The organism is Aeromonas sp. QDB30 (assembly GCF_027707645.1).
GTDB lineage: Bacteria > Pseudomonadota > Gammaproteobacteria > Enterobacterales > Aeromonadaceae > Aeromonas > Aeromonas caviae.
The window spans coordinates 1-24,017 of record NZ_JAPCIY010000036.1; the positions used below are offsets into that span (position 1 = coordinate 1).

Annotated in this window: 25 protein-coding genes; 11 read left to right on the forward strand and 14 right to left on the reverse strand. The window is 65.1% G+C overall.

What is annotated here, in order from left to right; translation table 11 throughout:
• Positions 1-108 precede the first annotated feature (108 nt).
• Positions 109-738 (forward strand): glutathione S-transferase family protein, encoded by a 630-nt coding sequence (locus PG896_RS12145; protein WP_182976278.1) that lies wholly within the window; start codon positions 109-111, stop codon positions 736-738.
• Positions 739-884: 146 nt separating this feature from the next.
• Here PG896_RS12145 and PG896_RS12150 read toward each other — a convergent pair whose 3' ends face one another.
• Positions 885-2,060, reverse strand: a complete 1,176-nt coding sequence (locus PG896_RS12150; protein ID WP_201956630.1) for an iron-containing alcohol dehydrogenase — start codon at positions 2,058-2,060, stop codon at positions 885-887.
• 185 nt (positions 2,061-2,245) lie between these two features.
• Here PG896_RS12150 and PG896_RS12155 point away from each other — a divergent pair, with 185 nt between their 5' ends.
• Complete coding sequence (locus PG896_RS12155; protein ID WP_201956632.1) at positions 2,246-2,830, forward strand: hypothetical protein; 585 nt, start codon at positions 2,246-2,248, stop codon at positions 2,828-2,830.
• 100 nt (positions 2,831-2,930) lie between these two features.
• Here PG896_RS12155 and PG896_RS12160 read toward each other — a convergent pair whose 3' ends face one another.
• From PG896_RS12160 to PG896_RS12175, 4 genes are all read right to left on the reverse strand, one after another.
• Positions 2,931-3,356 (reverse strand): hypothetical protein, encoded by a 426-nt coding sequence (locus PG896_RS12160; RefSeq protein WP_104456047.1) that lies wholly within the window; start codon positions 3,354-3,356, stop codon positions 2,931-2,933.
• Positions 3,357-3,579: 223 nt separating this feature from the next.
• Complete coding sequence (locus tag PG896_RS12165; RefSeq protein ID WP_104455164.1) at positions 3,580-4,326, reverse strand: SDR family oxidoreductase; 747 nt, start codon at positions 4,324-4,326, stop codon at positions 3,580-3,582.
• Positions 4,327-4,368: 42 nt separating this feature from the next.
• Positions 4,369-4,605, reverse strand: coding sequence for a DUF3624 domain-containing protein (locus PG896_RS12170; protein WP_041212265.1), 237 nt, complete (start codon positions 4,603-4,605; stop codon positions 4,369-4,371).
• Entirely contained in the window at positions 4,602-5,075 is a 474-nt protein-coding gene (locus tag PG896_RS12175) for a GNAT family N-acetyltransferase (RefSeq protein ID WP_041212264.1), read from the reverse strand. Before PG896_RS12175 ends, PG896_RS12170 begins: the two co-directional genes overlap by 4 nt.
• Positions 5,076-5,262: 187 nt before the next feature.
• Here PG896_RS12175 and PG896_RS12180 point away from each other — a divergent pair, with 187 nt between their 5' ends.
• A complete protein-coding gene (locus PG896_RS12180; protein WP_043154036.1) occupies positions 5,263-6,705 on the forward strand; it encodes a RimK family protein in 1,443 nt (480 codons plus the stop codon).
• Between the two features lie 24 nt (positions 6,706-6,729).
• Positions 6,730-7,260, forward strand: a complete 531-nt coding sequence (locus PG896_RS12185) for an MgtC/SapB family protein (protein ID WP_039039793.1) — start codon at positions 6,730-6,732, stop codon at positions 7,258-7,260.
• Between the two features lie 55 nt (positions 7,261-7,315).
• On the opposite strand, the gene PG896_RS12190 is transcribed toward PG896_RS12185, so the two are convergent.
• Positions 7,316-8,932 carry an alpha-amylase family protein gene (locus PG896_RS12190; RefSeq protein WP_270835758.1) on the reverse strand — a complete coding sequence of 539 codons (1,617 nt, stop codon included), beginning with the start codon at positions 8,930-8,932 and terminating at the stop codon, positions 7,316-7,318.
• A 117-nt stretch (positions 8,933-9,049) separates the two neighbouring features.
• Positions 9,050-9,328, reverse strand: a complete 279-nt coding sequence (locus PG896_RS12195) for a DUF2442 domain-containing protein (RefSeq protein ID WP_039039795.1) — start codon at positions 9,326-9,328, stop codon at positions 9,050-9,052.
• Between the two features lie 258 nt (positions 9,329-9,586).
• Between PG896_RS12195 and PG896_RS12200 the strand changes: the two genes are divergently transcribed.
• Positions 9,587-11,551, forward strand: a complete 1,965-nt coding sequence (locus PG896_RS12200) for an LTA synthase family protein (RefSeq protein ID WP_069785414.1) — start codon at positions 9,587-9,589, stop codon at positions 11,549-11,551.
• Positions 11,552-11,605: 54 nt separating this feature from the next.
• Here the strand turns inward: PG896_RS12200 and PG896_RS12205 are convergent, their stop codons facing one another.
• Positions 11,606-12,076 (reverse strand): Lrp/AsnC family transcriptional regulator, encoded by a 471-nt coding sequence (locus tag PG896_RS12205; protein WP_010672715.1) that lies wholly within the window; start codon positions 12,074-12,076, stop codon positions 11,606-11,608.
• Between the two features lie 149 nt (positions 12,077-12,225).
• Here PG896_RS12205 and PG896_RS12210 point away from each other — a divergent pair, with 149 nt between their 5' ends.
• Positions 12,226-12,744: a phosphatase domain-containing protein gene (locus PG896_RS12210; protein ID WP_010672714.1), complete on the forward strand. Its 519-nt coding sequence runs from the start codon at positions 12,226-12,228 to the stop codon at positions 12,742-12,744.
• 6 nt (positions 12,745-12,750) lie between these two features.
• Here the strand turns inward: PG896_RS12210 and metA are convergent, their stop codons facing one another.
• Entirely contained in the window at positions 12,751-13,698 is a 948-nt protein-coding gene (gene metA / locus PG896_RS12215) for a homoserine O-acetyltransferase MetA (protein ID WP_010672713.1), read from the reverse strand.
• A gap of 144 nt (positions 13,699-13,842) precedes the next feature.
• Between metA and PG896_RS12220 the strand changes: the two genes are divergently transcribed.
• Together PG896_RS12220 and PG896_RS12225 are read left to right on the forward strand one after the other, a co-directional pair.
• Positions 13,843-15,087, forward strand: coding sequence for an HD-GYP domain-containing protein (locus PG896_RS12220; RefSeq protein WP_041212363.1), 1,245 nt, complete (start codon positions 13,843-13,845; stop codon positions 15,085-15,087).
• A 28-nt stretch (positions 15,088-15,115) separates the two neighbouring features.
• Positions 15,116-16,291, forward strand: a complete 1,176-nt coding sequence (locus PG896_RS12225; RefSeq protein WP_270835759.1) for a CinA family nicotinamide mononucleotide deamidase-related protein — start codon at positions 15,116-15,118, stop codon at positions 16,289-16,291.
• On the opposite strand, the gene PG896_RS12230 is transcribed toward PG896_RS12225, so the two are convergent.
• The gene (locus PG896_RS12230) at positions 16,288-16,803 is read right to left on the reverse strand and encodes a metal-dependent hydrolase (protein WP_010672710.1); all 516 of its coding nucleotides are present in this window, start codon (positions 16,801-16,803) and stop codon (positions 16,288-16,290) included. The two genes, PG896_RS12225 and PG896_RS12230, sit on opposite strands and share 4 nt — an antisense overlap.
• Positions 16,804-17,197: 394 nt before the next feature.
• On the opposite strand from PG896_RS12230, the gene PG896_RS12235 reads away from it, so the two are divergent.
• The 3 genes from PG896_RS12235 to PG896_RS12245 all read left to right on the forward strand — a co-directional run bounded on the left by PG896_RS12235 (position 17,198) and on the right by PG896_RS12245 (position 20,919).
• On the forward strand, positions 17,198-18,862 hold the full coding sequence (locus PG896_RS12235; RefSeq protein ID WP_333563596.1) for a DUF342 domain-containing protein: 1,665 nt from the start codon (positions 17,198-17,200) through the stop codon (positions 18,860-18,862).
• Between the two features lie 113 nt (positions 18,863-18,975).
• Positions 18,976-19,785, forward strand: coding sequence for a sugar-phosphatase (gene yidA / locus PG896_RS12240; RefSeq protein WP_161470160.1), 810 nt, complete (start codon positions 18,976-18,978; stop codon positions 19,783-19,785).
• Positions 19,786-20,148: 363 nt separating this feature from the next.
• Entirely contained in the window at positions 20,149-20,919 is a 771-nt protein-coding gene (locus PG896_RS12245) for a gamma-glutamyl-gamma-aminobutyrate hydrolase family protein (RefSeq protein ID WP_043154048.1), read from the forward strand.
• A 151-nt stretch (positions 20,920-21,070) separates the two neighbouring features.
• On the opposite strand, the gene PG896_RS12250 is transcribed toward PG896_RS12245, so the two are convergent.
• The 4 genes from PG896_RS12250 to PG896_RS12265 form a co-directional block, all read right to left on the reverse strand.
• Complete coding sequence (locus tag PG896_RS12250; RefSeq protein WP_043154050.1) at positions 21,071-21,475, reverse strand: hypothetical protein; 405 nt, start codon at positions 21,473-21,475, stop codon at positions 21,071-21,073.
• A gap of 71 nt (positions 21,476-21,546) precedes the next feature.
• A complete protein-coding gene (locus tag PG896_RS12255) occupies positions 21,547-22,257 on the reverse strand; it encodes an HAD-IA family hydrolase (RefSeq protein WP_270835760.1) in 711 nt (236 codons plus the stop codon).
• 95 nt (positions 22,258-22,352) lie between these two features.
• Positions 22,353-23,330 (reverse strand): tyrosine recombinase XerC, encoded by a 978-nt coding sequence (gene xerC, locus PG896_RS12260; RefSeq protein WP_049637244.1) that lies wholly within the window; start codon positions 23,328-23,330, stop codon positions 22,353-22,355.
• On the reverse strand, positions 23,323-24,003 hold the full coding sequence (locus tag PG896_RS12265) for a DUF484 family protein (protein ID WP_010672702.1): 681 nt from the start codon (positions 24,001-24,003) through the stop codon (positions 23,323-23,325). The genes xerC and PG896_RS12265 overlap by 8 nt, the downstream gene beginning before the upstream one ends.
• Between the last annotated feature and the right edge of the window lie 14 nt (positions 24,004-24,017).

Here is a 24,017-nt window from a genome sequence, read left to right on the forward strand (position 1 = left end):
GCGATTAAATCAGATCACAAACGAAGCCTTTTTTCTATCTATTTCAATTGGTTGTAGCTAAAGATCCTGTACATGATCACCGCCTTCCGTCACTGCGTCGAGGTTTCCATGATAGTCCTGCACCACCTGAACAAATCCCGCTCCCAGCGCATCATCTGGCTGCTTGAAGAGCTGGGCCTGCCCTACCAGATCAAGGCCTACCAGCGCGATGCTACCACCTTTCTGGCGCCGCCCGAGCTCAAGGCCGTCCACCCCCTCGGCAAGTCGCCGGTCATCGAGTTTGACGGCCGGGTGCTGGCGGAATCGGGCGCCATCACCGAGTACCTGATCGCCCGCCACGCTCCGGAACGGCTGGCACCGGCCACCGACAGCCCGGAGTATCCCGAATACCTGCAGTGGCTCCACTTCGCCGAGAGCTCCGGCATTCTGCCGCTGCTGCTCGACATGTTCGTGCGCAAGGATGGCAGCCCGATGCGCTTCCTGCCGGACTACGCCAAAGCCGAGTGCGCCAAGGTGCTGGGTTATCTCGATGAGGTGCTGGCAAACCGCAGCTACCTAGTGGCCGATCGCCTCACCGGCGCCGACATCCTGAACTCCTTCCTGGTGGATCTGCTGGCCCAGAGCGGCCAGCTGGCCCAGTTCCCGCACCTTGAGGCCTACTGGCAGCGACTCAACACCTATCCGGCTCGCCAGAAGGCGGCAGCGCTGGAGCGCGAGCTGGACCGCAGCGCCGAATAAACGGCGGTGCCCCGGTGACACCCTGCAAAACGCCCCGATGATCGGGGCGTTCTCTTTTCCGGCCGTCAGCCAGATATCAAAGCGCGTGGGACAGGATCCTGGCCGCACTTATTGTCCAGATCGCCCCTTGGCCAAGGGACTCAGGCCTAGAGGGCGCGAGAGAGGATCCGCGCTACCTTGTCGGGATCAATGTCCTGCTGCTCCCCGAGGGCGGTCAGGCCGAACAGCTTGAGGTTGGAACAGATCCCCGGGATGCAGCGCGCATCCAGACCATAGTCGGCGAGGCGGGTACCCACCCCCATCTGCTGGAAGAACTGCTCGGTACGGATGATCGCCTCCTCGATGCGCAGTGCCTTGTCCTCGCGGCTGGAGTGCCATACTCGCTCGGCGAACTGGGCCAGCTTCTCCTGCTTCTGGGCCGATTGCTCCCGCAGCAGGGAGGGCAGCACCACCGCCAGACTCTGGGCATGATCCAGCCCGTGCAGGGCGGTGAGCTGGTGACCGATGGCGTGGGTGGACCAGTCCTGGGGCACACCGCGACCGATGAGGCCGTTGAGGGCCAGGCTGGCCGCCCACATCAGGTTGGCACGCACCTGGTAGTTGGTGGGCTCCACCAGCGCCCGCGGACCGTTGTCCACCAGCACCTGCAGCAGCCCTTCCGCCAGCCGGTCCTGCACCTCGCCCCCCACCGGGAAGGTGAGGTACTGCTCGAGGATGTGGACGAAGGCATCCACCACGCCATTGCCCACCTGGCGCGGTGGAAGGCTGTAGGTGGTGGCGGGATCCAGCACCGCAAACACCGGTTGCACCAGCGGATTGTAGAAGGAGAGCTTGGCCTCCCCCCGGCTCACCACGGCGGCGGGGTTGCTCTCCGAGCCGGTGGCCGGCAGGGTCAACACGCAGCCCAGCGGCAGCGCTGCCTTGATGGGGGCCTTGTCCCGCAGGATCTCCCAGGGATCGTCCCCCTCGAAGCAGGCCGCGGCGGCCACGAACTTGGTGCCATCCACCACGGAGCCGCCACCCACCGCCAGCAGGAAGTCGATGCGCTCGCGCTTGACCAGGGCCACCGCCTCCATCAGCTGATCGTACTGGGGGTTGGCGCCGATGCCGGGAAACTCCAGCCACTCCCGGCCCGCCAGCGCCTGGGTCAACTGCTCATAGACCCCGTTCTGCTTGATGCTGCCACCCCCGTAGAGCACCAGCAGACGGCTGCCGGCCGGGATCAGCTCGGGCAGCCTGGCGATCTGGCCTTCACCAAAACAGATGCGGGTGGGATTGGCATATTGGAAGTTGTACACGGCAGAGCCCTCGGTTGATTGCATGCCGGGGAATTGTGCGCCTGCCGTGCCATCAGGTCAAAAACGGGAGCCTGTCGTCAAAAATACGATGCCAGCCTGCCGATGCCGGGCGCTCCTGCCCGGCTTTGCTATGGTGATAGCGGGAAGACGAGTTCGTCGCCCCCTCAAGCCCCTCCCGGGGTCCCTTTCCCACTCACAGGGTCTCTATCATGAAACTGAAGCACGCCTGGATTGCGGGTGCCCTCACCCTCTGTGCCCCTCCCCTGCTCTATGCCGCCGAGGTCACCACCCATGTGGCCGTGGCCCCCGGACAAGCCAGCCTGGCCGAAGAACTGACCGCCAGGGCAACCGTCACCGCCATCGACCTGGCCACCCGCAAGGTCAGCCTGAAAAATGCCGAAGGGCAGACCCTGGATCTGATCGCCGGGGAGGGGGTGACCAACCTTCCCCAGCTCAAGGTGGGAGATGTCGTGGCCTTGAGATATCTGCAACTGCTGGACCTGACCCTGCTCAAGGGCACCGCCGGGGTGAGAAAACGGGTGGTGGAAGTGGAAGGGGGCAAGGCGGCCGCCGGGGAGAAACCCGCTGCCGGCGCCGGCATGCAGGTAACCATCTATGCCGACGTCATCGATGTGGACAAGGCGCATCAGACCATCCGGGTCAAGGGGGTCGACCATACCCTGGCCCTCAAGGTGCAGGATCCGGCCCAGTTCGCCCTCATCGCCAAGGGGGACCAGATAAAGGCCGTGCAGACCACCGCCATCGCCATCGGGATCGCCCCCCAGAGTCCCTGAGCCCTGACCACGTCAGGCCGTGCCTCCCACGGCCTGCCGGCCCCGTGGCAAGGGGGCAACCCCTTGCCTTTAACGCCCAAAGATTTCCGTTTGAATCACGTCATACCTGGGAGGCGGATTTGCCGGTGAGGCGATCCATGGCCTCCTTGAGCATGGCATCGCGCTGCGCGGCCAGGTCCTTGCTCTGCGTTTCGCGCTCCTCGGCAGAGAGCGTCTTGTCATCCGCTATCCCCTTGAGCTGACGCTCGAGATCGTCAAATTTTTTGCGATCAAAGCCCAGGGCCTTGTCCACCATCTGCTGCACCCGCGCATCCTTGACGCCACCGGTCAGGACTGTGTTCTTGCCGTTCCTGGCCAGATGCTCGTAGGTCAGTGCCTGCTGCGCCTTGCCGGTCAGCACCTGACTGGAGAGGCTGACCTGCTGAGACCAGCCGCTCTGCTTGTCATCGCTGTCGCTGAGGGTCGCCAGGGCACGGTTCTGGGACGCGCTCTGGGCGAGTTGATGACCATAGGGTTTGATATCCATGAAGGCTCCACGCTCACTGCCGGCCTCGCCGGCTCCGGGGATGGTTTCCCCGCCATGGGCCGGAGACAGCAAAATGCAGGCCAACTTGAGTCCTCCCTCTTTCGATGGTTCAGCACGGGTCGCAGCACGCCTCCTTCTGCACTCCATGACGAGTGCGACCAGACCCATCAAAAAAAGGCGCCCGAAGGCGCCTCTTGTGGACAGAAGTCGGCTCGTCATGACATCAGCGACGGCTGATGTGGAGCGGGCCGAAGGTCTGGGCCACCGGCATGATCTCGATGCTGTTGATGTTGACGTGGGCGGGCTGCTCGCTGATCCAGAGTACGGTATTGGCGATGTCTTCCGGCAGGATGGCCTGCACCCCCTGATAGACGGTGGCCGCCTTGGCGTCGTCGCCGTGGAAGCGCACGTTGGAGAACTCGGTGCCACCACACAGGCCGGGCTCCACGTTGGTGACGCGGATGGCCGTGCCCGCCAGATCGGCACGCAGGTTGAGGCTGAACTGCTTCACGAACGCCTTGGTCGCGCCGTAGACGTTGCCGCCCGGATAGGGATAGGTCCCTGCGATGGAGCCGATGTTGATGACGTGGCCGCGGTTGCGCGTCACCATGCCCGGCAGCAGCAACCGGGTGATCAAGGTCAGGCCGCTGATGTTGGTGGCGATCATCTGCTCCCAGTCTTCCAGATCCGCCTTGTGGGCAGGCTCCAGCCCCAGTGCCAGGCCAGCGTTGTTGACCAACAGGTCCACCTGTTGCCATTCGGTCGGCAGCCCCTTGATGGCGGCGCGGGTGGCAGCCTTGTCCTGGACGTCGAACACCAGAGGCAGGAACTGCTCGCCCAGCTCCTCGGACAGGGCGGCCAGCCGTTCGGCGCGACGCCCAGTGCCGATCACCCGGTGGCCAGCGCTCACCAGCAGGCGGCTGATGGCCTCACCAAAGCCGGACGAGGCGCCCGTTACCATTGCAATCATGTGAACCTCCATTGTTATTTGTCTTCTTGAAAAATCAGCACGTTATATGTCGCGCTTGCCCAGCTTTCGCCATGCGAACACCGCCAGATGCAGCAGGAAGAGACCCGAGCCCCCCAGCGCAAACAGCAGGCCGGTCAGGGCGTTGACCGAGGTATCGGCGCCGCACCACCACCAGACCAGCCAGCCGACGACCCCGATGAGAAAGGTCTGGGCGGCGCAGACCGGGCAGCGCCCGAGCTTGGCCCTGATGGCGGTGGCCAGGCAATCCTCGCAACTCATGATGGCGCCTGCCGCTCATCCCCCAGCGCCAGCACCAGGCGGTGGGCATGCTGGCCTGGCCCGTAATAATCGGGCAGCCGTACCCCGGGGCGAAACCCCAGCCCCTGATAGAGGGTCCTGGCTTCTGGGTTGGCGTCGGCGACCTCGAGGCGAATCGCCCCCCAGCCGGCCTCGCGCCCTTCCCGGATCACCTGCTCCAGCAGGCGGCGTGCCCACCCCTGACGGCGGACGGTCCAGCGGATGGCGAGGGTCTGGATGATGAGACGATCCCAGCCTTTGTGCTCCAGCACGCTCACATAGCCCATCACCTGCGCCTTCTCGTCTTGCAGCAGCAGGGTGCGCCCCTTGGCCTGATTGAGCAGATAGTGCCAGCGGCTGCGGCCGAAGGCGACCTCGGGGGGAAAACAGTAGCGTTCCAGCTTCACGATGGCGCCCAAATCATCGGCTCGGGCGGCGCGCACGGTCAACACGGGGAGTCCTTGTTCGGTTATTTATCCTCAGCACCAGAAATGCGACTTGTATCACAAGTTACCAAGGCAGAATATTAGGCACTGTAACCTCTTGTTTCCCCTCGCGCCATTGTCGTGCTTGTCGGTGCATCGAAGCCCACTGGGGATCCTGCCGTTTCTGGCAGTCCTTTCTGTGGAGCCTGAAAATATGAGTACCTATGTCATCGTCGAGGAGCCGGGCGACTGGCCCTGCCATGCCGACTATCTGCTGACCGCCCGCACCTACCTGCAACACGGTCTGCCCACCACAGGGGGGCGTCCGCGCATCATCAACCTCTGCCGCAGCCTGGAACACCTGGGGGCCGGTTATTACTGCTCCCTGCTGGCCCAGGCCCGCGGCCACCACTGCCTGCCGGGATTGCAGGCCATCAGCCGGCTGCAACCCCAGCAGCCCCCCGCCAAACTGTGGCGCAAATTGCAGGGCTGGCTGGCCCAGCAGAGCGAAGACAGGATCCGGGTGCGCGCCATCTTCGGCCAGTGCGAACAGAGCGAGCTGGCGGGACTCGCCCGCTATTACTACGGCCTGAGCCAGTTGCCGCTGCAGGAGCTGACCCTCAAGCGCGGTCGCCACGGCTGGTCGGTGCGCCAGCAGGAGAGCCTGTCACCGCTGGCGCTGAGCCCGAGCGAGAAGGCGCTGATGGTGCAGCACGCCCAGGCGCTGGTGGGCACGGGGGACGAGGAGCAGACGGCACCACGCTACCAGCTCGCCATCCTGGTCGACCCCAACGACGGCCGCGCCAGCAGCGATGCCCTGGCGCTGGAGCGTTTCATCAAGGCGGCCGCTGCCCAGGGGATCCAGGCCGAGATCCTGCCTCCCTCGGCCATCGAACGGTTGCCGGAGTTCGACACCCTCTGGCTGCGCGCCGAGACCGCGGTCGGCCACTACACCTTCGAGTTTGCCCGCCGTGCCGAGCAGCTCAAGATGCCGGTCATCGACAGCTCCCGTGCCATCCTCGCCTGCAGCAACAAGCTCTATCTCTACGAGCTGATGGTGCGCAGCGGCGTGCCCATGCCCCCCACCACCGTCGTGACCCGCCGCGGCCGCCAGCATGTGGACGAACTGGTGCAGCGCCTCGGTCTGCCACTGATGGTGAAGATCCCCGACGGCGCCCAGGGGCGCGACCTCGCCATGGCCGGCGATGACATCCAGCTCGCCCGCCTGCTGGATGAGGGGCTGGCCCGCTCCGCCCTGCTGCTGGTCCAGAGCCGGATCCCTGCCGAGTTCGACTGGCGCATCGGCTTTCTCGACGGCTCGCCGCTGTTCGCCTGCCGCCGCTACCGACCCGAACCCGGCAACCGCATCCGTCGCCGCAAACACCCCCTCGACATGAGCCGCATCGAGGCGCTGCCCCTCAGCGACGTGCCGGAGCGGGTGCTGCAAACCGCCCGCCGCGCCGTGCACCAGCTCGGCAACGGCCTGTTCGGGGTGGATCTGCGCCAGCAGGGTCAGGGCTGCGTGTTGCTGGAAATCATCGACAACCCCTGGATACGTGGCGATATTGAAGACAGGGAGGCAAAGGACCTCTACGAGCGCCTCGCCCGGGCCTTCCGCCAGCGGCTGGAGAACCGGGGGCAGAGCGCGACAGGATAACAAGCATCGCGAGCAGAGGTGGATATGATGACAATGCAGTGGTGGGACATCGCGCCCCTTGGCTGGGAGAACATCCTGGTCTGTCTGGTGTGTGGCACCCTGGTGGGGCTGGAGCGGCAGCTTCGCGGCAAACCGGTGGGGATCCGCACCTCTTCCCTCATCGTGCTCGGCACCTACTGTTTTCTCGCCATCGGCGCCGCCGTCAGTCCTCAGGGCGCCGATCAGGCGCGGGTGCTGGGTCAGCTCATCACCGGGGTCGGCTTTCTCGGGGCCGGGGTCATGATGACCCGGGATGGTCAGGTGCTGGGGGTGACCTCCGCCGCCGCCATCTGGATGCTGGCCGCCCTCGGCGCCCTCATCGGCATGGACATGCTGCATCAGGCGCTGCTGCTCACCGTCGTCACCCTCTCCATCCTGGTGGGGGTGGACTACCTGGAAGCCAGCTTCAAGAGCCTGCGCCGCGGGGTGCACAACCGGCTGGAACACTGGCGCCACGGGGCCGAGCCCTCGGTCTCTTCCCGCCGGGACGATCTGGGCAGCGGCATCGAGAAGTAAGCCGCCACCATGAAAAAGGGCTCCATCATGGAGCCCTTTTTGTTGCCCGCCTCCCTCAGCGTACCAGCAGGAAGCGGCCGGTGAGGGGTGGCAAGTCCACCGTCACGCTGCTGCCACCGATGGCCAGGTTCTCGCCGCTCTGCAGATCCACCAGGGCGCTGCCGCTGCGCAGCTTGCCGACCGGCACGGCGTAGCTCTGAGGCGTGGTGGAGACATTGAGCAGGTAGACTACTTGCTCGCCCGCCGTCTGCTTGATGTCGCCATAGACGCTCCCCTCGGCCACCAGCTTGACCCGCTCCCCCTGATAGAGGGCGGGGTGGGCGGCGCGCAGGGCCAGCAGCTGGCTGAGCCACTGCTTCAGATCGCTCTGCTCGCTGCTCGGCACGAAGCCGGTGACACCGGGCACCTTGCCATCGCTGCGGGCCACGTGATCATCGCAGAGCCCCTGGGCCGCACAGTCGCCCCCCACCTGACTGGCAAAGCCAGGCACCTCGTCGCCAAACTCCTCGCCATAGTAGAAGGTAATGGGACCGGAGCGGGCGGCCATGAAGCTGAAGGCCGCCTTGTGGCGCTGCCAGTAATCCGCCCCATTGAAGTTGCCCCGCTCCAGCAGATCGCCGAAGCGCACCAGATCGTGGTTGCCCAGCATCAGGTTGGGCATGGCATGGTCCGGGTAGTTCTCCACCTTGTTCCAGCTGGCGTCGAGCACGCTGGCCCCCTGCCCGCCTTTGCCGGACTCTTCCACCGCCAGCGCCTGTACCAAACCGTAGCGCAGGGGGAAGTCGAACGCCGAAGAGAGCGCCGGGTTGTCGCTCGGGCCATAGGCCTGGGCGCGGATCTCGTCGGCGCCCTTCCACACTTCCCCCACCATGTAGCCGAGGGTGCCCCACTGCTGGCCGGCGGCCTTGCGCGCCGCGCTGGCCTGGGCCACCTCGCTGCGAATGGCGCGCCAGTCATCCAGCCCCAACTGATAAGCCTGATCGAGGCGCCAGCCGTCGATGCCGTACTGCTCGACCCAGTAACGGGCCACCTCCTTGAAGTAGGCCAGACTCTCGGGCTGGCCGTAATCCACCAGCTGACCCGGGTAGCCTGCGCCGCCGCTCTTGAGGGCAGGCAGCCGCCCCTCTGGTGAAGGCTTGCTCACCCCCACCTTGTTGACGTGGCCGAACACCCCGTCGAGGAAGACATAGAGCCCGCGCTGGTGCGCCCCGTCCACCAGTTTTTTAAGCTGGGCGTTGCTGCCGAAGTTGGGATCCACGTTGAAGAAGTCACAGGCGAAGTAGCCGGTGGCATCCAGCCGGTCGTCCCCGGCCTGGCCGGCGCAGGAGTCAAACACCGGCGTGAGCCAGATGGCGTTGACGTTGAGGCTCTTGATGTGGTCGAGGCTGTCGATGATCCCCTGCAGATCGCCGTTGTGCCGGGAGGGGCCGTAACCGACGCCGTAGTTGGCGCTACCGTCGCCGTCGACGAAGGACTCCACCATCACCTGGTAGGTGCGCAGGTTGCAGGCTGGCTGATCATTGCCGTAGCAGGCGCGGCTGGCCGACGCAGGGGGCGGATTGACCACCGGGGGCTGGGGGTCACTGCTGCCACCGCCTCCCCCGCTGCCGCAAGCCGTCAGTAACAGGGCGGCCCCGATGAGGCCGCCACGACGCAACGTTCCTTGTTTCATTGTTATGTTCCCGCTGTGGTGGATGGGCGCCCAAAGCGCCGCACTGGGGTCATGATAACGACCTGACCGACGCGGGTCTGTGACTGAAAACGTTACCTGACTCAACGAGTTAGCATGTCAGAAACGATGCATGTTGCGATCGGGGAAGGCGGCGCGCTCGTCGATGGGCAGGATCAGGTGGTAGACCTCGTGGGCCGCCAGGGTGAAGCCCGAGGGCCACGCCAGTTGATGGCGATCATCGATGAAGACACGGGCGAAGCGACGCTCGGTCTCCATGGCCGCAAACAGCGGCTGGCCGCGCCAGGGGGTGAGATCCAGCACGCCTGTGGTGCCGTCGGAGAGCACCACGAACAAAGACCAGCCCTGCATATATTCCACATCGATGAAGACCGGCATCCCTTCGGCTCCGATTGAGAAATCCGGCGCCATTATAGGCACGACCATTGTCTCGATGTGCCAGCAGGATCACAGTTTCCCCAGCGTTTTATGCTCTCTTCGAACCCTGCATCCCGTCACAAAAAAATCATAAAACGTGCCAGCTTCTCCATTTATACCTCACCCCCATGCAACCTTTGCCAGGCGCCACTGTCATACTCCTGCACCATAACAACAATGCGTCCGGGGACTGGGCGCAAACAGGTTTGCAGGAACAATATGACCACCATCAGACAATGGCTGGGACCGGTTTGGCCCATCGCCGTCTTTTCATTGATCGCGCTCATCTCCCTGACCGTCAGCCGCCTTGGCCTGGGGCTCTGGCAACTGGAACGGGTGGATGCCGTCTCTGGCTGGCAGGAGATGCTGCTGCAAGGCATTCGCGTCGACGTCGCCACCCTCTGCTGGGTCTGGGGCGTACCCGCCGTCTTGACCCAGTTGCTGGCCGGACCCCACGCGCCGGGGCGGCTCTGGATGCAGCTTATCCGGATCTGGCTCACCCTGGGGCTCTGGCTGATGCTCTTTCTCGAGATCTCCACTCCCGCCTTCGTCACCGAATACGGGGTGCGCCCCAACCGCCTCTATGTGGAGTACCTCATCTATCCGAAGGAGGTGCTCTCCATGCTGTGGGCTGGCCGCAAGGGCGAGCTGCTGCTGGCCGTGATCTTCAGCGGCGCCGTGCTGGGCGGTGGCTGGTGGCTGAGCGGCCGCCTGGTGCGTGACCTAAGCTTCCCCCGCTGGTACTGGCGCCCCGCCTTCGCCCTGCTGATCCTCGCCGTCGGCTTCCTCGGCGCCCGCTCCAGTCTCGGCCATCGCGCCCTGAATCCGGCCATGGTGGCCTTTGCCGACGATCCCCTGGTCAACGCCCTCACCGTCAACTCCGCCTACTCCCTCTTCTTTGCCATCAAGCAGATGGGGGCCGAGGAGGACGCCAGCCAGTTTTACGGCAAGATGGCTGACCATCAGGTACTCGACATAGTCCGCGAGGAGAGCGGTCGCCCTCTCGGCGATTTCACCTCTGCCGATCTGCCGAGCCAGACCTTCAACACGGCCAGCTACCAGGGCAAGCCCAAAAACCTGGTGATCCTGCTGCAAGAGAGCCTGGGGGCCCAGTTCGTCGGCTCCCTCGGCGGCCTGCCGCTCACCCCGAACATCGATGCCTTGTCGAAAGAGGGTTGGGCGTTCGAGCAGCTCTACGCCACCGGTACCCGTTCGGTACGCGGCATCGAGGCGGTGCTCACCGGCTTCACACCGACCCCGGCCCAGGCCGTGGTCAAGCTCGGCAAGAGCCAGACCAACTTCTTCACCATCGCCGACCTGCTCAAGCAGCGAGGCTATGACACCAGCTTCATCTATGGCGGCGAGAGCCACTTCGACAACATGCGCAGCTTCTTCCTCGGCAACGGCTTCACCACCATCGTCGAGCAGAAGGACTTCAAGAACCCGGTGTTCGAGGGATCCTGGGGCGCCTCGGATGAAGATCTGATGGCCAAGGCCAACGAGACCTTCGCGGCGCTGCACAAGGAGGGCAAACCCTTCTTCAGCCTGGTGTTCAGCTCCAGCAACCACGATCCCTTCGAGTTCCCCGACAACCGCATCGCCCTGTACGAGCAGCCCAAGCAGACCCGCAACAACGCCGCCAAGTACGCGGACTACGCCGTCGGCGAGTTCTTCAAGAAGGCCAGGGCATCGGACTACTGGAAGGACACCCTGTTCCTGGTCATCGCCGATCACGACAGCCGGGTCGGGGGAGCCAGCCTGGTGCCCATCCCCCGCTTCCACATCCCGGGGGTCATCCTGGGGGACGGCATAGCACCGAGAAAGGATCCCCGCATCGTCAGCCAGATCGACATGGCCCCGACCCTGCTCTCCCTCATGGGCATCAGTGCCGACTACCCCATGCTGGGCAAGGATCTCACCCGCATGCCCGCCGACTGGCCGGGACGCGCCATCATGCAGTACGACAAGAACTTCGCCCTGATGCGTGGCAAGGATGTGGTGATCCTGCAGCCCGAGCGGGCGCCGGAAGGCTTCATCTACGAGGATGCGACTGAAACGCTCACCCCGGCGCAGCAGCCGGACACCATGAAAGATGCCGCCCTGGGGCTGGTCCTGTGGGGCAGCCTGGCCTATCAGCAGGGGCTCTACCGGACGGCGCAGGACAGCCGGCTGGCTCTCAACTGAGGAACCGCCCACAAAAAACCGCCCTCGGGCGGTTTTTTCTTGCGGCTCGCCCCGTCAGGGGTGGGGGAAGCAGGGAAGCGAGCGGCTGAACCTGTGCTCGAACACCAGGGAGGTCTCGAGGTGCACCACCTCTTCCCGGGAGGTGAAGTGATCGAAGACGAAATTGCGCAGGTGTTCGGTATCTGAGACGCACAGGTGCACCAGGAAATCATCCTTGCCGCCCATGTGAAACAGGCTGATCACCTCGGGCAGGGCCAGGATGGCGTCGCGAAACGCATCGATGATCTGGCGGCTGTGACGGGCCAGTTGCAGGGAGACCATGGCCTGGATGTGACCGCCCAGGGCCTGGTAATCCACCTCGCAGTGCGCCCCCTTGAGCACGCCATCCTGCTGCAGCTTGCGCACCCGCTCCAGACAGGTGGACGGCGCCACCCCGACCAGGGCCGCCAAATCCTTGTTGGTCATGCCCGCATCGCGAAACAGATGGGCCAGGATGTCCAAGTCCAGTTGATCCAGGTTTCTCATCTTTACTCCTTGCATCGCTCGATTTTTTTAGACTCTGCCCGTAAACCGGGCCGAACACAACGCAGATTGACATCGCCTCCGGCCCCTCTATGCTGTGCCGCACCCGCGGGATGCCGATCCCGTTGATCCCGGCCACCACGAGGAACCCCATGCTCAGTGCCCATCCCTTCTGGAGCCTGGACGTTCCACGGCTCGACGGCCAGCTCCTGCTCACCCCCTGCCCCGGCAGCCAGCAGGTCCCCATGGCCGACGCCCTTGCCCAGTTGCAGCTGGCCGGTGCCGGCGGGGTGCTGACCCTGATGACGGTGGAGGAGCTGGCCCTGTGCGGGCCCCTCTCTCTCGGGCAGCTGGTGCAGGCCAGAGGCATGAGCTGGTTCCATCTGCCCATTGCGGATGACGAGGCACCGGATGCCGCCTTCGAACAGGCCTGGCCCGGGGTGCAACCCCGACTGCTCGCCCTGCTGCGCGAGGGACGGCACCTTGCCATTCACTGCCACGGCGGAAGCGGGCGTACCGGGCTGGCGGCCGCCCTGCTGCTGATGACCCAGGGGCTGCCCCAGCAGGAGGCCATGACCCTCATCCGGGCCAGACGGCCACGGGCCTTCACCCTGGCCTGCCACCGTCACTGGCTCGATACCCGTGGACGGCGGCTGGCCGGGGCGGACTGATGGGCTCTATCCCTTGGGCTGCTGGTAGGTAAACACCTTGCCGATGTCTTCCACCTTGTAGCTGGTCAACTGGTAGACGTAATAGTTGAGCCAGTTGGAAAACAGCAGGTGACCGTGGCTACGCCAGGTGGCGCGCGGGGTCTGGCTTGGGTCGTTGTTCGGGTAATAGTTGACCGGAATGACGGGGGTGAGCCCGGCCGCCAGATCCCGCCGGTATTCCCCATCCAGGGTCAGAGCGTCATATTCCGGATGGCCGGTGACGAACACCTGGCGACAATCCTTGGTGGCGGCCAGATAGACGCCCGCCTCTTCCGACTCGGCGAAGATCTGCAGATCAGTGTGGGCGCGAATGAGATCCCCGTCGAAGGCCGCATAGCGGGAGTGGGGCGCCACGAATTCGTCATCGAAGCCGCGCAGCAGCGCCTCGTGCTCGTCGAGGCGGTGGTGGCGATAGACCCCGGAGAGCTTCTCGCCGTGGGTCTGCTTTTCCATGCCGTACAAGGCTTTCAGCGCCGCCTGCACCGCCCAGCAGAGGAAGAGGGTGGAGGTGACATGCTGATGGGACCACTCGATGATCTCGACGATGCGGGGCCAATAGACCACCTCCTCGAACTCCACCAGCCCGAGCGGCGCCCCCGTGATGATCATGCCGTCGTAGTTGTTGCCTCTCACCTGCTCAAAATCGTGATAGAAGTTCTCCAGGTGCGCCTGGGGCGTGTTTTTCGACTCCCGATCGTCGATGCGCAACAGATCCACGTCCACCTGCAAGGGCGAGTTGGAGAGCATCCGCATCAGCTGGATCTCGGTTTCTATCTTCTTGGGCATCAGATTGAGGATGAGCACCCGCAGCGGGCGGATGTTCTGGGTGACGGCCCGGGATTCCGTCATCACGAAGATGTTCTCCTGCCCCAGCACTTCGGCGGCGGGCAACTGGTCCGGGATCTTGATCGGCATGCTGACTCCCTGTACTGCATCGGTAAATATGTCTGGACATCTAGAAGCCTATAATAAAGCGCTCCCGCTGTCATCAGATACCTTTTGTATTCACCCCGCCCTTTGACTAGCATACGGCTCAGTGTGTCCCTCGTGCCCAACCCCATGACAGGAATCAAGATCTCCGTAGAACGGCTGCAAGTCGGCAATTATGTCTCCCTGCCTTTGGGATGGCGTGAGCACCCGTTTCTGTTCTCCAGCTTCAAGCTCAAGAGCGAGGAGGAGATCGAGCTCATTCGTCGCCTTGGCCTCAAGCTGGTGACCATCATTCCCGACAAGAGCGACACGCCGCCCAAGCCCCTCGGACAAACCCAGTCCCAGGCGGATGAGGTTGAAGGAGAGGGTCTTGTCGCCCGCCAGGAGGAGATGCAGCAGGAGAAACTGCGGCGCATCGAGCAGTTGCAGCGCTATCGCCGCGACCTGCAGCAGTGCGAGAAACAGTTCCGCCAATCCCTGGCCCAGGTGCGCAACCTCATGGGCAAGATCCAGTCCCGCCCCCTCAACGCCATCAGCGAGGCCCAGGAGCTGATCAACGCCATGACGGAGCAGCTCCTCTCGGTGGACGAGATGGTGCTGCACCTGGTCTCCGACAGCGATGATGGCAACAGCCTGCAGTTTCACTCCCTCAACGTCAGCGTGCTCAGCATGCTGCTCGCCCGGGAGTGCAAGTTGCCGGCCGAGGCGATCCGCCAGGTCGGCATGGGGGCCCTGTTCCACGACATCGGCAAGCTGAGGATCCCGAGCCAGATCCTGCGCAAGACGGAGCCGCTGACCAAGCCGGAGCAGAACCTGATGGCCCAGCATCCCCGCTACGGCCTGGAACTGCTGGGGCTGGTCAGCGATTTTCCGGAAGCAGCCAAGCAGATAGTGCAGAACCACCACGAGTACCTGGACGGCACCGGCCCCCAGGGGCTCAAGGGCGATCAGCTCGATCCCCTCACCCAGATCGTCTCCCTCATCAACGAGTACGACAACCTCTGCCACCTGGAGGCCAAGGTGCCCTACGCGGCCCTCGGCAGCCTCTACAAGCAGCGCAAGTCCCAGTTCAACGCCGATCACCTCGGCATGCTGATCCGGCTGATGGGGGTCTACCCCCCGGGTAGCGTGGTGCAGCTCTCCAACGGCCAGGTGGGGCTGGTGATGTCGGTCAACGCCTCCCGCCTGCTCTACCCCGCCGTGCTGGTATACGACCCCCGCATTCCGCGCCAGGAGGCGGCCATCATCGACCTCGACGCGGCCGGGCTGACCATCGCCAAGGTGATCCAGCCCAAACGCCTGCCCCCGGCGGTGTTCGAATACCTCAACCCCCGCACCCGGATCAGCTACTACTTCGAACACGGCAAGCCCTGAGAGGGCTGGCCCCACCCAAGGAGTCCCCATGCGCATCGAGATCATCAGCACAGGCGACGAGATAGTGACCGGCCTGGTGGTGGACACCAATGCCGCCTGGCTCAGCGCCCTCTTGCTGGAGCAAGGCTGGCAGGTGCGCCGCCGCGCCACCGTGGGGGACAACCTCGCGGATCTGACAGCCGTGCTGCAGGAGAGCGCCAACCGCGCCGAGGTGGTCCTGGTGTGCGGAGGGCTCGGCCCCACGGCGGACGACCTCACCGCCCAGGCCGCGGCCGAGGCGTTTGACCAGCCCCTGACCCTGTTCCCGGACTGGCTCGCCACCATGGCCGAACGCTATGCCAGCCGGGGCCGCACCATGGCCCGGAGCAACACCAAGCAGGCCTGGCTGCCCCGGGACTGCGAGATCCTCGACAACCCGGTGGGCACCGCCTGCGGCTTTGTGGTCTGCCACCCGGCCAGCCACGGCCAGAGCCGGCTCTTCTTCACCCCGGGCGTGCCGTTCGAGTTCAAGCAGATGGTGCGCGAACAGATCATGCCCCGCCTCAGGGCGCTGGCCGGGGAAGAAACCGACACCGAGCTGCGCCGTTTCTACACCTTCGGCGTCTCGGAGTCCGCCCTCAGCGACATGCTGGATGCGGCCCCCTGGCCTGCCGGCATCGAGCTGGGCTACCGCTCCTCCATGCCCCTCATCGAGCTCAAGCTCATCGGTCACGGTGCCAGCACCGCCGACATGGACGCCGCCGAGGCGAGGCTGCTTGCGGCCATCGCCCCCTGGCTGGTGGGGCGTGGCAACGAGACGCCTGCCAGCCAGATCCTGGCCCTGCTGGGGGAGCGGTCGCTGCACCTGCAGGAAGGGGAGAGCCGGGGCGCCCTGCTGGCCATGTGTCACGGGCACCCGGCCCTGACCGCCGGTTTCAGCCACACCCTGAGCGACGATCTGACTCAACTGGCGGTGCCCGCCGCTCCCCTGAGCCTCACCATAGGCCGTGCCGGGCCGGACGGCGTGCCGCTGCTGCTCTGCGCCGACGGGCAACTGCACGGCCAGACGCTCAGGGTCAGCCACCCGGATCCCGCGAGCGGTCGCCGGATCCTCGCCTTCGCCGCCCTCGACATGCTGCGCCGCCACCTGCTGGGGCTGCCGGTGCTCGCCGATTACCTCACCCTGACCCGAACGGCCAGATGCCAGGAGGGCGCCCGGGGCTAGAAGTGAGCCAAGCCTGCGCCGCCATGGACCCAGTACCCGGCGAGCGCCAGGGTCAGCAGGCAGAAGGCCCTCTCGTAGCCCCCGCCGCTCTTGAGGGGCAGGCCGGGCAGGCGAAAGCGCCGACGCCAGGGCCAGAGCAGGGGAATGCCCATGGGGGTGAGCCAGTCCCCCAGCAGATGGCTGAGATAGCCCACGATGAGAGCATCCTTCACCGCCCCCGACAGCAACCAGGGGGCTTCCACCTGGGCCAGCCCCCAGACCCCCATCCCCACCGCCAGCAGGCTGTGGGTGAAGCCGCGATGGCCGAACAGCCGGGAGAGCGGCCCCGAGATCCAGGGCAGTTGCCGCCCGAGCAGGGAGCGGGGGTGATCGAGATCCGGCAGCAGGGCGCTCGCCAGGGCCATGGGAACGATGTGCCACAGGCTGGCATCGGCCAGGGCCGGAGTCAGTTCGACCTTGTGGGCAAGCAGGACGCAGGTGACGGAAAACAGCAGGTGGCCTTGGGCGGTCATGGGGCTCGTTCGGTTGGACAGAAAAAGGGGCTGATCGGTGGCGACCAGAGTCCTCGCCCTGGGGCGGCGGCAGATTAAAATCCTTCTCTTCCTGTCTGGCAAGGTGATTTGCATCGCCTACCTCAACGTGATGGACACTCTGGATAGCGAAAGCATAAAACGTCAGCATATTGCGCTAAAAAACTGCAATGGAGCCCATGACATGGCCGGCTCTGCCCCTCTCCCGTCAGCCGAAATTTCCTCAACCCGGCTCACCCATTTGCATTCAGATCGTTGACCCGGAAGGAAAAATACCCGAATACTGCGCGTTGGATCCGCCCCGGCGGCATGGGATGCCGGCAAGGAGAGGCCCCGGCATGGGGTAAACCGGACAGGGACAACGAAGGAGGGCCCGGTGTTAAGCAAAGCGTGGTTTCAGCTGTCGGCCGACATGAGCTATGTCTGCCTGCGCATCACCCCGGGCCTCACGGAGCCCATCCAGGAAAGCGACGTCCTGGCCCTGCTGCGACTCTCCAACTGCCGGCGCTACGAACCCCTCGGCGAGGGGATCCGTGAAGCCGTCACCTTGCTCAACGCCCTCATCGCAGAGCCGGATGCCCCCGCGCATCCGCCAGTCCCCATTGCCCGGCGCCAGGATGCCAGGCTGCTCATCCAAGTAGAGAAGGACCAGATGAGCGCCAGGGCGCAGATCACCGCGGACTGGGGCGGCCAGCCCCTGACCCTGGCCCAGTTGCAGGAGGCCCTGGCGGCCAGCACGGTCAAGCAGGGGGTGAGCGAGCGACTCCTTGCCGCCGCCATCCAGGCAGCGGGTGAGGCGGCACCCGGTGCCCAGCTCAATCCCGTCATCGCCCTCGGCAAGGCCGCCAGGCACGGCCTGGATACCCGCCTGGAGCGGCTGGTGGAGACCGCAGCCGAGCGGATCCTCAAACCCCAGGAGCGGGATCACGGCAAGGTGGACATGCGCGACCTCGGCACCCTGCTCACCGTCAAGGCGGGGGCGTTGCTGATGCGCAGGCACCCCGCCACCCAGGGCATCGACGGCTTCACCGTGACGGGCCAGACCCTGACCGCCCGCCACGGCAAGGAGAGCGCCATGACGCCGGGTGACGGCACCTGCCTCTCCCCCGAGGACCCGGACCTGCTGCTGGCGACCCGCCCGGGGCTCCCCTGTCAGGAGCGTGCCGGGATGCGGGTCGACGAGGTACTCAACGTCAAGCAGGTCGACATCCGCCACGGTCACGTCGAGTTCGAGGGATCGCTGCTGGTCACCGGGGACGTCATGCCCGGCATGCGCGTCAAGACCAGTGGGGACGTGGTGATCGGCGGCTTCGTCGAGGGCGGCTACATCGAATCCGGCGGCACCATCACGGTGCGCAACGGCATCATAGGGCGCAAGCTGGCGGACGACGAATACCTCTGCCACCTCAACGCCGGGGGGGAGATCCACGCCAGCTATGCCCAGTACGCCAGGCTGGAGGCCGATGGCGACATCCATATCCTGAGCCAGCTCAGCCACTGCTATTGCCGCAGCGGCCAGGATCTCAAGGTGGGGGACAGCACCATGCGCAAGGGGCACCTCATCGGCGGCATCAACATCGCCAACCGGCTCATCATGGCCCCGGTGCTCGGAGCCTCGGCGGCCAACCGGACCCGGTTGCAGATCCTCGGTGGCTATTTCAGCCAGAAGGAGCAGGAGCTGGCGCTGCGCCAGCGCAAACAGACCTGCGCCGAGCAGATAGACAAGCTGCAGGATCTCATCCTGCGGCTGCTGCAACTGCCCCGTGACAAGCGCAATCCCGAGACCCTGCAGAAGATCAAGGCGCTGCGCACCCGCCAGTTCGACGAGAGCAAGAGCCTGGACGAACAGCTCGCCGAGGCGCAGCGGGAGCTGCAGGCGCTCATGGCCAACATGGACATCATCGCCACCCAGCGCCTCTTCCCCGGCGTCGAGGTGGAGATGGCCCATCACCACAACAGGGTCGACATCGAGCACGGCCCCATCCACTTCGCCATCCGGGAAGATCAGCTGCAACTGACCCCCTACCAGGGCCAGCGCTGAGGGGCAACGTGCCCCCGCTTCGGCAGGCGGCGTGATCCCGGCGGCGATTTTCGCTACACTCGGCCTCCCCATGGCCCCATCGGGCGGGCCGGCCAGACTCAGGTAGTGAGAAGATGTACAAGCTGATCGCATTGGATATGGATGGCACCCTGCTGACCCCAGAGGGCCGAATCTCCCCCCGCACCCAGGCCGCCATCGCGGCAGCCCGCGCCAGGGGCGTGACCGTGGTGCTAGCCTCCGGCCGCCCGCTGGAAGGCATGACCGCCGCCCTGACCGAGCTGGGCCTCACCGGCCAGGATGACTACGTCATCTGCTACAACGGCGCCCTGGTGCAGCAGGTGTCCGAGCAACGCATCATCCGCAGCCAGTTGCTGACCGGCAGCGACGCCCGTGCCATCGCCCACCTGGCCTGTGAGCTGGGGGTGAACATCCACGGCTTCTCCGTCCGCCAGGGGCTCATCAGCCCCAGGATCAGCCCCTACACCGAGCACGAATCCCGCCTCATCGGTCAACCCATCAACCTGGTGGACTTCGCCACCCTGCCCGACGACGAGCAGATCATGAAGGTGATGATGATTGACCCAGAGCCCCTGCTCTCCCGTGCCATCGCCCAGCTGCCCGCCGAACTCCACGAGCGCTATACCGTGGTGCGCAGCGCCCCCTACTTCCTCGAGTTCATGAACAAGCGCAGCAACAAGGGCACCGGCGTCGCCGCCCTGGCCGAGCACCTGGGGCTGGATGCCTCCCAGGTGATCGCGGTGGGGGATGCGGGCAACGATCACCACATGATCGCCTACGCCGGACTCGGGGTCGCCATGGGCAACGCCACCGACGAGATCAAGGCGCTGGCACAGCACACCACGGGGCGCAACGATGAAGACGGGGTCGCCCAGGTGATCGAGCGTTTCATCCTGAACACCTGAGTCGACAAGGGGCCCTGTGGGCCCCTTCTGCTATCCGGCCGCCCGGCCAGATGTTTAATATATCCACCATCAAATCGCTCGCCGCACCAGGCATCCCCCCTCAAGCCCCTTTAAATGGGACTCACAGCCCTATCTCGGCATCAGCGGTTAACATAATTGCATCATTTTGTTTGACATATTGAACGGCCTTGGCAGACTGGAGGCAGGATCCAGGCTGTCGTTGCCAAGGCTGACCGACGATTCTGGCACGCTGGCGCGACCCTGATCCCACGACCATGCCTTGAGGCATGCCCTTGCGAGCCGAGGCGGCAAGGGCCTTCCCAAGGCGCAGGATGAGACCGCCAAGGATAGCCAAGGTGACCTATGCCCAACCCCAGTTCCCATAACAAACCCGTCGTGCTGATGACCATGGGGGCCCAGGCCCGCAGTGGCCACGCCTACCAGGTCATGACCCACAAATACATCAAGCCTCTGGTGGAGATCAGCGGCTGCGTGCCGCTGCTGGTGCCCACCTGCTGTGGCACCGAGGATCTGGAGCAGTATCTGGACCTCGCCGACGGGGTCTATCTGAGCGGTGCCGGATCCAACATCGATCCTGCCCTTTATGGCCAGGAGAACCTCACCCCGGAGAAGCCCCAGGACAGGGACAGGGATCTGTTCGATATTCCCCTGGTGCGCGCCGCCCTCGACCGTGGCCTGCCTATCCTCGGGATCTGCCGCGGCATGCAGGAGATCAACGTGGCCCTGGGAGGCGACATTCACCAGAAGGTCTATTGCGAGCCGGGTTATGACGATCATCGGGAGGATGCGGATGACCCGGTGGACGAGCAGTATGGCGAGAGCCATCAGGTCGAGCTGGTGCCCGGTACCTGGCTGGCCGAGCTGATGGGGCAGCCGTCGATTCCGGTCAACTCCCTCCACGGGCAGGGGATCAAGACGCTGGCCAAGGGGCTGGCCCCCCTGGCCCATGCCGAAGACGGGCTGATCGAGGCGATCCACGCTCCCGCCCTCTCCCCCTTCCTGCTGGCGGTGCAGTGGCACCCGGAGTGGAAGGCCAGCGAGAACCCCCACTCCATCAAGCTCTTCACCGCCTTTGGCGACGCCTGTCGCCGGTTCAGGCAGCAGGTCGGCTAGTCGCCGACCCCTTGCCCTTGAGCCTGGGCAGGGCCTCGTACATCGGGGGCTACCCAGAGGCATCCGACGTGACGGGCCTGTGACCCCCCCACGCCATCAAGCTGCCCACTGCTTTCGGCGACGCCTCCTGCCCGTTCAGGCAGCAGACGGGCTAGTCGCCGAATCCCTTGCCCTTGAGCTTGGGCAGGGCCCCGCGATCAGGGCGCAGGGTTCGGCAGACATCCAGCCCCTTGAGGCCCCGCTGGATATGGTCCGGGGCCTGCCCGAGCACCATGCCGTTGCCGCGATAGAGACGGGCATCCTCCAGCTCGAACAGCTCGCCGCCGATGAGCAGTTGCTCCCGGCCATTCACCACCTTGCCCCGTTTCAGGGGCAGGGTCATGTCCACCTGGATCTCGCCGGTGGCACACCCCTCGCGCCAGCGCGCCTCGTTGGAAAACGGGGAGATGGCGATCTCCCGCCAGGATCCGTCCCTGAACTCCATCCGGTAACGGTCTTGTACCAGATCGCATCCCGCCAGCATCACGGGGATCGCCAGCCAGATGACACCCTTCATTCCCTTCACGCCCTTGCTCCCTTGTTGTTATTGCCAGATATAGATCACGGAATCTGTCCCTCATCACCAGCTCAGAGCAGCAGGGTGGCCAGATCCTGCTGCTGCCCCAGCTCCACATCCGGCAGCAGCGACAGCGACTGCCAGGACTGACCGCTCTCGTTGAGCCAGGCGGCCCGAAAGCCGTGCAGCCTGGCACCCAGCACGTCGGTCACCGGGTGATCCCCCACATGGAGGATGCGGCCGGGGGCCAGCCCCAGGGCTTCTTGCACCTGCACGAACATGTCGGGCGCCGGTTTCATTCTGGCTCCCGCTCCCGCCTTGCAGACCAGGGTGAAGTAGCCAGCCAGACCCGCCTGCTCCAGATCCAGGTTGCCGTTGGTGATCACCGCCAGCGGGTAGCGCGCCGCCAGACGAGCCAGCAGGGCGTGAGTCGCCTCGCTCACCTCTATCTTAGAGCGCTCGGCCATGAAGCCGGTGAACACCGCCCGGGCCTGCTGCTCCGCCAGCCCGGGCTCCATGCCCCCCTGCACCAGGGCCTCGCGAATGCCACGCTGGCGCGCCAGGCTAACGTCGTGGCTAAGCGCCGGGTGGTCCAGCAGCAACTGGCGCTTGAGCGCGAGCCAGCGCGGCTTGTCCAGCATGGCGGTAGCCAGGTATTCGCTGCGCAGGTGGTCCAGCATCCACTGTTCCGCCCGCGCGATGGCGGGGCCGTTGTCATAGAGGGTGTCGTCCAGATCGAACGAGATGGCGGCCACCGGCTGCCAGCGACGGTAAAACTGCATGGCTGTTCCTCTTTACTCCTCATCCTCTGGCGTTGCGAGCTCCCGCCTGACCGGGGCGACGTGGAGATTGTCATCCCCGCAGATCGCACACCACATCACTCATCCTCCGGCGTTTCCGGATCCCGCTTCGCCCGCGGGTGGGCACTGTCATATACCTTGGCCAGATGCTGGAAGTCGAGGTGGGTATAGATCTGGGTAGTGGAGAGATCCGCATGCCCCAGCAGCTCCTGCACCGCCCGCAGGTCGCCGGAGGATTCCAGCATGTGGGTGGCGAAGCTGTGGCGCAGCTTGTGGGGGTGCACGTGGGCATTGAGAGCCTGCTTGTTGCCCCAGCCGTCGAGCCGCTCCTGTACCGAGCGGGCCGAGAGCCGCTGCCTGCGCTTGGAGACGAACAATGCCTCCCCCTCGTCACCGGCCAGCAGGGGGCGTACCTTGAGCCACTTGTGCAACCACTCCACCGCCATCCGCCCGATGGGCAGCACCCGCTCCCGCGAGCCCTTGCCGATCACCCTGAGCTGGCGCTCCTCGAGCTTCACGTCCGCGAGGTTGAGCCCCACCAGCTCGGCAAGGCGCAGGCCGGAGGAGTACATCAACTCCATGATGGCGCGATCCCGCACCGCCAGCGGATCCTGCTCGTCGGTGATGTTGAGCAGCTGGTACATCTCGTCCACGTCCAGGTTCTTGGGCAGGGGCCGCCCCTGCTTGGGGGTGACGATGCCCCGCGCCGGGTTGGCGGTGAGCCGCCCCTGGCGCACCTGCCAGTCGCAGAAGCTGCGCAGGGCCGACACCTTGGTGGCAAGGGAACGGGGCGCCAACCCCCCCTTGTGCATCCGGGTCACCAGGCTGCGCACCTGGCTCGCCTCGAGCCGGGCCCAGTCGTCGACCCCGAGCTTCACCAGCTCGGCGGTCATGGCTTCCAGATGAGCCTGATAGTTGCTGCGGGTGTGGGGGCTGAGCTGGCGCTCGACTCTCAGGTATTCGATAAAGGCGTCCAGCTCCCCCGCCAGTGCGACCGGCAGAGGGTCGGCGGCAGGGAGCACCTTGGCAGGGGATCGGGTCGTTGCCTTAGCCACGGGCCAGCTCGGGCAGACGCAGCTGCAGCAGACGCCCCAGCTGACCCAGCAGCAGGGTGTCGTTGTGGGGGGTGAAGTGGCTGGGATCCGAGCTCGCGAAGGCCAGCACGCCGAGCTCCCCGAGCCGCATCAGGGCCACCGAGTTGACCAGCACATCATTGCCAAACAGCGCCTGCTTCTCGCTCTGGTTGAGGCGACCGAAATAGTAGTCCGTGCCGGGCAGGCGCTGCCCCAGCAGTTGTTCGAGCTGTTTGCCCTGCGCCAGGAAACGCTGCTCGGGGCCGCTCAGCTGGAAATGCCTGGGATTGAGCCAGAGCCGCAGGCCGGTGAGTCGCAGCCGCTGGACGAAGGCCTTGCCCATCACGGCGCTCAGCTCGAACAGGGTCTGGCAGCCGTAGATCTCCCCGTAGAGATCCGCATAGACCCGGAAGATCCGCTCGTTCTCGCTGGCGACCCCCATCAGTTCGGTGATCTCCTGCTCCAGCTGCTCGATGCGCTCCCGCTGTCTGTCCAGCTGGCGCTCCACCAGGGAGATGGTGCCCTTTTGCGCATGGGGAATGCGGATCTTGTCCAGCATGGCCCCGTGACGCAGGAAAAACTCGGGATAACGGGCCAGGTACTCCAGCACTGTGGCTTCATCCACCAGTGATTCCTGCCGTTTGAGTTCGCTCATAACTTGGTTGATCC